This window comes from Ruegeria sp. YKSF57, from assembly GCF_059612585.1.
In genome coordinates this window covers 1-4088 of record NZ_JBXWQW010000104.1, presented here as the reverse complement: position 1 = coordinate 4088, position 4088 = coordinate 1, and the positions used below count along the sequence as shown (strand labels likewise).

Genomic DNA, 4088 nt, shown 5'->3' with positions numbered 1-4088 from the left:
TCCCAGTTTATCATGTTGGCCATGGCAGGGAGTATGTTTTGACGTTTGTGAAGAACTTCATGGCTTCGATGACGCCTTCTTTTACGCCGTTTCCGCTGTCCTTGATGCCGCCGAAGGGGGACATTTCGATGCGGTATCCGGGTTGTTCCCAGATGTTGCAGGTACCCACGTTGAGGCCGTTGATAAATGCGATCGCGCGGTTCAGGTCGTTGGTGCAGACGCCCGAGCTGAGGCCGAACTGGGTGGAGTTCGAGATCCTCATCACCTCGTCGTCATTGTCGGGAACCCGCACGATCGGGATGATGGGGCCAAAGGTTTCCTCCATCACCAGTTCGCTGTCATGGGGCACGCGGTCGACCACGATGGGCGGCAGCAGCGCGCCCTGGCGCGGCGGGTGATAGAGGATCTCGGCGCCCGCGGCCGCGGCCATCAGGACGCGGTTCTCGAACAGCTCGGCGGCCTTGTCGTGGATGACGCAGCCCAGTTCCGTTTCGGGATCCTGCGGGTCGCCGAATTTGATCGCGCGCGCCTTCTCCAGCACCAGCGGCACAAAGCGGTCGGCCACGCTTTCCTGTACCAGGATGCGCTTGATCGCGGTGCAGCGCTGGCCGGAATTGCCGGTGGCCCCGGCCACGGCGATGGTGGCGGCCTTGTCCAGGTCGGCATCGGAAAGATCGTTCAGCACGATCAGCGGGTCGTTGCCCCCCAACTCCAGCGCGGAGCGCTTGTAGGCGGCCTTTTCGGCGATCATCTTGCCCACCGGCACGCCGCCGGTGAAGGTGATGATGTCAATATGCCCGTTGGTGATCATCTCGTCGCCGATATCGCCGGGCCAGCCGGTGACCACCTGGAACATCTCGGGCGGCAGCCCGGCCTCGTACAGGATGTCGGCCAGCGTCAGCGCGGTCAGCGGTGTCAGCTCGGTCGGCTTGCAGACCATGCAGTTGTTGGTGGCGATCGACGGCGCGATCTTGTGGCTGACCATGTTGAGCGGGTGGTTGAACGGCGTGATCGCGGAGATTGCGTTCACCGGCTCGCGCATGGTGAAGATCTTGCGCGCCTTGCCGTTGTGGGTGAGATCGCAGGAAAAGATCTCGCCATCGTCCTTCAGCGCCTCTGCGGCGGCAAACTGATAGACATCCTGCGCGCGCTTGGTCTCGTAGATCGCGTGCTGGTGGCAGATGCCCAGCTCCAGCACCAGCCATTTGGCCAGATAGTCGCGCCGCTCGCCGATCAGCTCGCCCGCGCGCTGCAGGATCCGGCTGCGCTCGTACCGGGTCAGTTTCGGGGTGTAATTCGCCGCGATCTCGAATGCCTTGCGGGCGTGTTCCGCGGTGCCGGCAGGGACATAGCCGACCACCTCGTTGGTATAGGGATAGTGGACCGGCACGGTCTCGTCGGTAAAGACGATCTCACCGCCGATGCGCATTCCCTCGTTGCGGATCCGGGTATTGGACATGGTCTGGTCTTTCATAGCTTATACCGCCGCGGCTGTCGTGGCATAGAAGAAGGCATCGAAGTTGCGCAGAACCGGCGCGTCCGGCAGCTCGATCCGGCGGTTGACGATGAAGGGCACTTCCTGCTCGGTCAACCCGCCGTGGCTGCGCAGCGGCTCCTTCAGCGCCGCCAGGTCGTGGCGATGCTCCGAGGTGCCGATGCAGATGTTCTCGCCCGAGATCATCACGATGTCGCCGATCCGGTCGCCCGGCAGCTCGAACCGCCGGATCGCCTCCGCCTTGTCGATGACCAGGATCAGCTCGTCGCGCGCCTCAAGCCGCGCCATGATGTCGGCCTGGTCGGCGCCTTCGGGCAGATAGGCGGTGGCGAACGATCCCAGCGCGCCGTGATGGACCACATAAGGATCGGTGATCGGCAGGATCACCCGCGCCGCGCCCTCTCCCAGCCACTCGTCCAGCAGGTCCTGCGCATAGATCACGTTGGGCGAGCCGTCAGCGTGATGCTTGGGCTTCATGCCGTGATCGGCGGTCACCACGATGGCCGCCCCCAGCGCGTCCAGCTCGCCCAGGTAGCGGTCGAACATGGCATGGAAATCCAGTGCACCCTGCTGGTCAGGGGCGAACTTGTGCTGGATGTAATCGGTGGTCGACAGGTACATCACGTCGGGTTTGAACTCTTTCAGAAGCTTGACCCCGGCGGCAAAGACAAACTCGCTGAGCTCCGCCGAATAGACGTCCGGAACCGGCATGCCCAGCCAGGCGCTGGCATTGTCGATGCCGTGCCCGGCCAGCGTGGTCTCGCCCGCGCGTTCCGACGAAAACGCCACCGCCCTGCCCTCGTCGAACTTCAGCCCCGAGCCCAGAAGCGCGCGCAGCTTGTCCTTGGCGGTCACCATCGCCACGCGGTAACCCGCCTCGTAGAACTGCGAAAAGATCGTCGGCGCGCGCAGGAAGCGCACGTCGTTCATCATCACCTCTTCGCCGCTGTCCGGATCGATCAGGTAGTTGCCGCAGATGCCGTGCACGCTTGGCGGACGGCCGGTGGCGATGCTGAGGTTGTTGGGATTGGTAAACGACGGGATCACCGAATGCGCCAGCCGGTCGGTGCCCGCCTCGCGCATCCGCTTGAGATTGGGCATCAGCCCCCTGGCAATCGCCACGTCCAGATATTCCGGCTCGCACCCATCCAGGCAGATGGCAATCGCGGGCACTTTCGGCGTCGGATAGACCCGCGCATTCGCTTCGACGGGGGTATGAATGGTCATCTCTTGCTTTCCTCGATCTTCTTCAGGCGGCCAGCTTGGCGCGCTCTTGCAGTGCGGCGGCCGGAGGGGCGGCGCTTGCAACCCCCATCTCGGCCAGCGTTTCCCTGGCGGCGGCCACGACCCGCCGCATCACGTGCTCGTCCATCTGCCCGATGCAGCCGATGCGGAAACTGTCCACAACCGTCAACTTGCCCGGATAGATGATGAACCCCTTGTCCTTCATCAGCTCGTAAAACCGGCCAAAGACGAAATTCGCATCCGCCGGGCAGAAGAAGGTGACGATGATCGGGCTCAGCCAGCGACTGTCCAGCAAGGTCTCGAAGCCCAGCTCGCGCATCCCCGCCACCATCACGTCGCGGTTGCGCCCATAGCGCGCGCCGCGCCCGGCAACCCCGCCCTCGGCGGCATGCGCCCTCAGCGCCTCAAGAAACGCGGCCACCACATGGGTGGGCGGCGTGAACCGCCACTGCCCGGTCCTGTTCATGTGCGCCCATTGCGCGTGCACATCCAGGCAAAGCGAATGGCTGTTGCCCTCGGCCGCCGCCAGCGCCTCCCTGCGGGCGATGACAAAGCCGAACCCCGGCACCCCCTCGATGCATTTGTTGGCCGAGGACACCATCGCCTCATAGCGGATCCCGGACGGCTTCAGATCGATCGCGCCAAAGGCCGACATCGAATCGATCAACAGCTTGCGCCCCGCCCCATAAACCGCCTCGGAAATCTCCTCGACCGGGTTCAGGATGCCCGACGAGGTCTCGCAATGGATCGCCACCACATGGCTGATCGCCGGATCCTCGGCCAGGATGCGCGCCACTTCCGGCCCGCGCGGCGGCAGGTAATCGCCCTTGTCCAGAACCACGTGATCGCGCCCCAGATACTTCAGCGTCAGCGCCGAACGCAGCCCATAGGCGCCGTTGGCCAGAACCAGCGCCTTGCCATCCCGCGGAATGAACGAGCCCAGCATCGCCTCGACCGCGAAACTGCCCGAACCCTGCATCGGCACGCAGTCGAACTCCTCGCCCCCCTCGCCCAGCAGCGCCAGAAGACCGGCGCGCAGCTCCCGCGTCATCGCCCGGAAATCGTCATCCCAGCTGCCCCAGTCCCGCAGCATCGCCTGCTTGACCGGCCAGGACGTGGTCAGCGGACCGGGGGTCAACAAATACGGCTCCCCCAGCCGGGGGGCTTCAATCTCGGGCGCGGGCGTGCTCATGACGCGGTCTCCAAAAGAAACATCGCAGAAACTATTGCCCCAACAAAACCATTGTGAAAAATTGATAAAAACGATCAAACAATAAAACAAACCTATACATCCAAACAAAACCAAACCCATGGGATACAGCCAACTCAAAGCATTCCACAACGTCGC

3 protein-coding genes are annotated in these 4088 nt (G+C 63.6%); all 3 read right to left on the bottom strand.

What is annotated here, in order from left to right:
* Positions 1 to 10: 10 nt before the first annotated feature.
* From phnY to AC2FLX_RS21945, 3 genes are read right to left on the bottom strand one after another with little or no spacing between them, the layout of a single operon-like run.
* On the bottom strand, positions 11 to 1474 hold the full coding sequence (gene phnY, locus AC2FLX_RS21955) for a phosphonoacetaldehyde dehydrogenase (protein ID WP_496875564.1): 1464 nt from the start codon (positions 1472 to 1474) through the stop codon (positions 11 to 13).
* A 3-nt stretch (positions 1475 to 1477) separates the two neighbouring features.
* Complete coding sequence (phnA, locus tag AC2FLX_RS21950) at positions 1478 to 2722, bottom strand: phosphonoacetate hydrolase (RefSeq protein WP_496875563.1); 1245 nt, start codon at positions 2720 to 2722, stop codon at positions 1478 to 1480.
* A gap of 22 nt (positions 2723 to 2744) precedes the next feature.
* Positions 2745 to 3932 (bottom strand): 2-aminoethylphosphonate--pyruvate transaminase, encoded by a 1188-nt coding sequence (locus AC2FLX_RS21945; protein ID WP_496811431.1) that lies wholly within the window; start codon positions 3930 to 3932, stop codon positions 2745 to 2747.
* Positions 3933 to 4088: the final 156 nt, after the last annotated feature.